The following is a 6,000-nucleotide window of genomic DNA, read 5'->3' as shown; positions in this document are numbered from 1 at the left end:
GCATCTCTATCGCAGCGCTAATTCTATTCATTATGAATTACTATCGGTAGAGATGCTTCGGCTGCGCTCAGCATGACAGCCTTGTAGTCCTTACGCTACTTCACCAAATGCAGAAAGCGCAGGTAAAACGGCGTAGGACTTTCCTCGTTTTTGGGCTCGTACTTGCCCGAGATAATAGGAATGTACATGACACGGCGGCGCGACACCTCACCTACCAGCGGCGAACGGGCCACGCGGTGCCACATGCGGCCGTCGTGCACGGTCAGGTCGCCGGGCTCGGTTTCTACGGCTATTTCGTTGGGGTCAGAGTCTACGTCTTTATAGTATTTCTTACGAAACAGCATTTTGCGCAGGCTCTGCGTGTGTGTACCTACCAGCAGGCGCAGGCCGCCATTGGTAGCCGGCGTGCCATCGAGATGCACACCTACGTTCAGCATCGGACCAATGCGCTTGCCGTAGAACACGTCGCGCAGAGAATCGGTGTGCCAACCCATTTGCGAGAACTCGGAGCCCGTTACGTTCACGTAGTGGTTAATGACAAGGCCGTCCTTCTCGTTTTCGCCGATGCGCCCGCCGGGAGCTTCCAGCAACGGAAACAGCGCTTCTAGGCGTGGGTCTTTCAGGAACTCGCGCAGTACGGGGCTATGGTGTGAGGCGAAAGCAAACCGCTGCACAATGGGCTGGCCGTCCACATCCTTACCGTATTTGATGGGCACGCCGTTTACTTTCTCTACCCCCTCGGCCAGCCATTTGCTCTGCACGTCTTCCGACGCGCGCAGCAAATCCTGCACAGTATCGGGGGTCAGAAAAGGTCGAAAATGCAGAAATCCATACTGCCGAAAAAACTCCAGTTGCTCCGTGGTCAGCGTATTACCTAAAGTGAAGCGGGGATAATTCTGAAGAGATGACATAAGGCAAAGTAGAAACAACACCCCCTGCGGGGTAGGCGGCAAAGATACTCACACAATCGTAGCCGTTAGATGCGGACATAAAACATAAAAAACGGAGATTGTTTCGAATAAGCTACAATAAAGCTGGTTTGCGCTGCGTGAAGATGACGTGAACAGCTCCCGCGCACTCCATAAATAGCCTTACAGAAATTCCCTTAGGGCGTAGCATGTGCGTCTGCAATAAGCTCTACCCTTCCAACGTAACGTACTCTACACAACTATCTATATTGTCTTTATGCTGTTCCTACCTATCCTCAACGTGCACGTGCACGCCTGCCCCGCAGACTGGCACCAAATGGCGCCCACCACTCAGGGTCGCCACTGCGCCCACTGCAACCGCGAGGTAATAGACTTCACCAACAGCGCCGCCGCCGACCTGGCCGCCGCCCGCACCGCCTCGCCCGATGGCCAGTTGTGTAGCCGCTTCCGGCAAAGCCAGTTGGCCGCGGGTCCACAGCCGCGGCTGCGCTCCAAGCTGCGGCGGTTTCTGGTGGCACTGGTGCTGGTATGCGGATTGGGGTTGTCGGGTAGGGAAGCGTGGGCGCAGGTGCTGGCGGGGACGAAGAGGCCAGAAGCCGCACAAACATTTCCTCCTGGAGTTCTAGGAATGTCTCCGGAGAAGATGCCAGAATATAAGAACGGTGGCACAGAAGGTTTACGACGCTTCATCACTCACAACTTGCGCTACCCACCGGGCCAACAGAAGAGTGGGAGAGTCTTTATAGGCTTTGTTGTTACCAAACAGGGATATGCCCGGAGATTTTCTATACTAAAAGGGATGGGTGAGCCATTCGATAGAGAAGCGCTACGTGTTGCCAAGCTTATGGGACAATGGATTCCGATTAAAGATGACGTCAACTACACGCTACCTATTACCTTTTCTAGATAATGCGCAGTCTACTACTCAGACTAAAAAATGACACATTCAGTTTAAAAGTTAGCTCATATGCCTATCTCTCTACCCCTCCAGCTAATCAGTTCCCTCAGCCTTGTTGGTGTCCTGACGCTGCTCAGCCCCAATGTGCAGGCCCAAACAGCCACGCCGACGCCCATGCCAAACGCAGTCAAACCGCAAAAGCCGGATATATCTCTGCTGGATGGCGACAAGATCTATACTTATGTGGAGCAGATGCCCGCCTACCTCGACGGTGGACAGGATGGTCTGCAAGCCTTCGTGACCAGCCACGTGTCCGGCGGTGCGGCCAGCGGACCGCAGGCCTACGTCACCTTCATCATCGACAAAGCCGGCAAGGTGCGGCGGCCCGCACTGGGGGGCACCTACGTCGAGTCGGAAGAAGCGGTGGCGCCGGCGCTGACCGAGGCTTTCCGCACTGTGGGGCAGTTTCGGCCTGGCCGGCAGAACGGCAAGCCAGTGAACGTTCAGTTCACGGTGCCGCTTGTGAAGCGCGTGAAGGTTAGTAAGTAATGACCTACCTGTCGTCATCCTGAGCAGCGCGAAGGACCTTATCACGCTGAACAATATCGTGCGAACGACTCGTGCCAACGTAATAAGGTCCTTCGCGCCGCTCAGGATGACAGCTGATTACTGCTCTCCGCCCAGCACCCTACTTCCTTGCCGCACCCGCGCCAGCTTGGCTTCGATTTCTTCCAAGCCCAGGTTGTGCACGCTGCCCAAGTGACTGGTTTGAAACTCCTTGTGTGGCACGTAGCTACCCTCGTTCACGGCACGGCCTACCTGCTGGTAGGCTTCGCGGAAGGGCGTACCGGTTTGGATAAGCTGGTTGATATTCTCTACTGAAAACACGCCGTCGTACTTGTCCTGGGCCAGCAGGTTGGGCTTGATGCGCAGCCGGGGTAGGGCAAACAGCACGATGTCCAGAATATCCAGAAACTGCGTCATGGGCTCGAAGAGCAGCTCCTTTAGAATCTGGAAGTCGCGGTGGTAGCCGCTGGGCAGGTTGCTGATGGTGAGCGTAATGGTGTTGGGCAGGGCCTGCAACGCATTGCACCGCGCCCGAATCAGCTCGAACACATCGGGGTTTTTCTTGTGCGGCATGATACTGGAACCCGTGGTGAAGGCGGCCGGCAACTCCACAAAGGCCAGGTCCTGGGAGTTGTAGAGCACCAGGTCGTAGCTCATTTTGGCGAGGGTAGCGGCGCACCCGGCCAGCGCGAAGGCCAGCGTTTTTTCCGTCTTGCCGCGCAGCATTTGGGCGCCCACGCTGCTCACGGCCATGTTGCCGAAGCCGAGTTCCTGCATAGTCTGCTGGCGGTTGATGGGGAAGCTGCTGCCGAAGCCAGCGCCGGAGCCCAGCGGGTTCTGGTCGGCTACGGTGTGGGCGGCTTCGAACAACGCCAAATCCAGCAGCAAGTGCTCAGCATACGCCGAAAACCACAGCCCGAAGCTGCTGGGCATGGCGGCTTGGAAGTGCGTGTACCCAGGTAGTAAATCGGCTTTGTGCACTTCTGCTTTTTGCAGCATTACCTCCGCCAGCTGTACGATTTTAGCAGCGGCGCGCTCGGTGTAGTCCTTGAAAAACAATTGAATAGCCGTAAGCACTTGGTCATTGCGGGAGCGGGCGGTGTGAATCTTCTTGCCCGCGTCGCCGAACTTCTCCGTGAGGTAGGACTCAATTTTGGAGTGCACATCCTCAAACTCGTCCTCAATAGTGAAGGTGCCGGCTTCCACCTGATCGGCCAGTTCCGTGAGGCCCTGTTGCAGCTGCTGGTTTTCCTCCGACGTGAGCAGGCCTACCTGCGCCAGCATATTGGCCTGCGCCTTGGAAGCCAGCACATCGAACTTGGCCAGATACAGGTCCAGTTCCCGGTCTTGACCAATGGTAAACTGCTCGATTTTGGCATCTACAGGAATGCCTTTTTCCCAGATTTTCATATTCCTAAAAGGTAAAACTAGCTTCTAGTTTTTAGTCTCTAATTCTAGTCCCTGCAACAGCTCTACGTAGCCACGCACCCCGCCGCGAATCTCGCTTAAATAAATAAACTCGTCGGGGGTATGGGAACGGGCCGAGTCGCCGGGGCCTACTTTCACCGTCGTAAAGGGCATCATGCTTTGGTCGGAGAGCGTGACGGAGCCGAATGCTTTCCTACCCAGCGCCAACCCACGCTGCACCAACGGGTGCTCCAGGGCAATGCGTGAAGAATTGAGGTGGGTAGAGCGCGGCGTCACCTCGGCACCTACCATAGTACGAATAATATCGACTACTTCCTGATTGGAATACAGCTCATTCGTCCGCACATCGACCACGAACGTGCAACGGTCGGGTACTACATTATGCTGGGTGCCGGCCTGAATTTGCGTGACGGAGAGCTTCACTGACCCCAGCAGTTCCGACACGCGGGAAAACTGGTAGTTGCGAAGTAGCTGAATGTCATTCAATGCTTTGTAGAGGGCATTGTCGCCTTCCTCGCGGGCGGCGTGGCCAGTGCGACCGTGCGCTATACAGTCCAGCACCACGAGGCCCTTTTCGGCAATGGCCAAGTCCATCTGTGTCGGCTCTCCTACAATGCCCAAGTCGATGGTGGGGAGTAGGGGCAGCAGGCGACGGATACCGTTAGCGCCCGATACTTCCTCCTCCGCCGTGATGGCGCAGAGCAAGTTGAAGGGCAACGGGTTTTCCTCAAAGTAGAGAAACGTCGCCAGCAAGCTCACGGCGGAAGCGCCCGCGTCGTTGCTACCCAAGCCGGTGAGCTTGTCGCCTACTACTGCGGCCCCGAATGGGTCGGCGGTCCAGGAGGCGCCGGGCTTCACGGTGTCGTGGTGGGAGTTGAGTAGGACCGTTGGGCGGCCCTCCTGCCAGTGGCGTGACATGGCCCACACGTTATTGGCGTCGCGGTGCACTTCGGCACCGTGTGCTTGCAGAAACTGCTCTAGCAGCGTGGCCGTATCCGCCTCCTCCCGCGAGTAAGATGGTGTGCGAATCAACGCCATCAGCAGTTGAATGGCTTCCTCGGTCAACTGGTCTACTAGCTTTGGCATAGCACAGTTTTCACGGGTTCGTTGATTTTCAACGCGTTTTCGATGATTACCTTTTCTACCCCTGCATCTAAGGCGGCAAAGGCATTTTCCAACTTCGGCAGCATACCGGCCGCAATAGCGCCGCTGGCTTTCAGCTCCTGAAACAGCGCGAGCGTGATTTGCGGAATCACCGAGCTGTCGTCGTGCACGTCGGCCAATACGCCGTCTTTCTCGAAGCAAAAATGCAGGGCTACCTCATAGAATGGTGCTAGTGCACGAGCCAACACGCTGGCAATGGTATCGGCGTTGGTATTGAGCAGTTGTCCTTGGCCGTCGTGGGTGATGGCGCAGAACACGGGCGTGAGGCCCCCACTGAGTAGGGTTTGCAGTAGTGGCGTGTTCACGCTCTGATCGGTCAGGTCGCCAACGTAGCCGTAATCGACTGCACCTATCGGTCGGCGGGTGGCGCGCAGCACGTTGCCATCGGCACCGGAAAGGCCTAGGGCATTGGTGCCACGCTCCTGAAGTAGGGCCACCAGCAGCTTGTTGGTTTTGCCAGCATAGAACATCGTCACCACATCCAGCGTGGCGGCGTCGGTAATGCGGCGACCGTTTACCATCTGGGGCTCAATGCCGAGGCTTTGCAGCAAGGTACTAGCGCCCTTACCACCACCATGCACCAGCACCTTCAGGCCGGGTAGGCGGTGAAACTCGGCTACGAACTGGTACAGCTTCTCTGGATCGTCCAGAATGCCGCCGCCTATCTTTACTATTTTCAGTTGTTCTTTCATGGAAGAGATGCTTACGTTACCGGTCCGACGCCGGTAGTCGCCTGACGGGATTCTGCTGAACGAGCTTCGTACTGACGGCTGTCATTAGAAACCGGGTAGAGAGTAAGTAAAGCGTCGTGTCGAGCTTGTCGAGACATCTTACGTGCTAACGTCCGCAAGCAGTTTTATCCTTTAGCAAGGCATTTACTATCTGATATCAGCGCGCAAGATGTCTCGACAAGCTCGACATGACGCTCTTGAGTAGCTTTATATTTATGATCTGCGCGTTGCAAGCAACAGTATCGGCCAGGTAAAATTTTGTCTTTAAAATGAACTGCTACAG

The 6,000-nt window shown here is 56.0% G+C and carries 6 protein-coding genes; 2 read left to right on the top strand and 4 right to left on the bottom strand.

Annotated features, from left to right (window positions below; genetic code table 11):
• Positions 1-95: 95 nt before the first annotated feature.
• Positions 96-911 (bottom strand): phytanoyl-CoA dioxygenase family protein, encoded by an 816-nt coding sequence (locus KYK14_RS13965; protein WP_185281587.1) that lies wholly within the window; start codon positions 909-911, stop codon positions 96-98.
• Between the two features lie 274 nt (positions 912-1,185).
• On the opposite strand from KYK14_RS13965, the gene KYK14_RS13960 reads away from it, so the two are divergent.
• Both KYK14_RS13960 and KYK14_RS13955 read left to right on the top strand, forming a co-directional pair.
• Entirely contained in the window at positions 1,186-1,839 is a 654-nt protein-coding gene (locus KYK14_RS13960; protein ID WP_219159636.1) for a TonB family protein, read from the top strand.
• Positions 1,840-1,896: 57 nt separating this feature from the next.
• The gene (locus tag KYK14_RS13955) at positions 1,897-2,376 is read left to right on the top strand and encodes a hypothetical protein (protein WP_219159634.1); all 480 of its coding nucleotides are present in this window, start codon (positions 1,897-1,899) and stop codon (positions 2,374-2,376) included.
• Between the two features lie 117 nt (positions 2,377-2,493).
• On the opposite strand, the gene argH is transcribed toward KYK14_RS13955, so the two are convergent.
• The 3 genes from argH to argB are packed head-to-tail and all read right to left on the bottom strand — an operon-like array spanning position 2,494 to position 5,678.
• A complete protein-coding gene (argH, locus tag KYK14_RS13950; RefSeq protein ID WP_219159632.1) occupies positions 2,494-3,804 on the bottom strand; it encodes an argininosuccinate lyase in 1,311 nt (436 codons plus the stop codon).
• A 24-nt stretch (positions 3,805-3,828) separates the two neighbouring features.
• Positions 3,829-4,908 carry a M20 family metallo-hydrolase gene (locus KYK14_RS13945; RefSeq protein ID WP_219159630.1) on the bottom strand — a complete coding sequence of 360 codons (1,080 nt, stop codon included), beginning with the start codon at positions 4,906-4,908 and terminating at the stop codon, positions 3,829-3,831.
• Positions 4,896-5,678 (bottom strand): acetylglutamate kinase, encoded by a 783-nt coding sequence (argB, locus tag KYK14_RS13940; RefSeq protein ID WP_219159628.1) that lies wholly within the window; start codon positions 5,676-5,678, stop codon positions 4,896-4,898. The genes KYK14_RS13945 and argB overlap by 13 nt, the downstream gene beginning before the upstream one ends.
• Positions 5,679-6,000 lie beyond the last annotated feature (322 nt).

Source organism: Hymenobacter profundi (assembly GCF_019334315.1).
Classification (GTDB): Bacteria; Bacteroidota; Bacteroidia; order Cytophagales; family Hymenobacteraceae; genus Hymenobacter; species Hymenobacter profundi.
The sequence above is the reverse complement of the archived record's forward strand: the minus strand, read 5'-3'. Positions and strand labels throughout refer to the sequence as shown.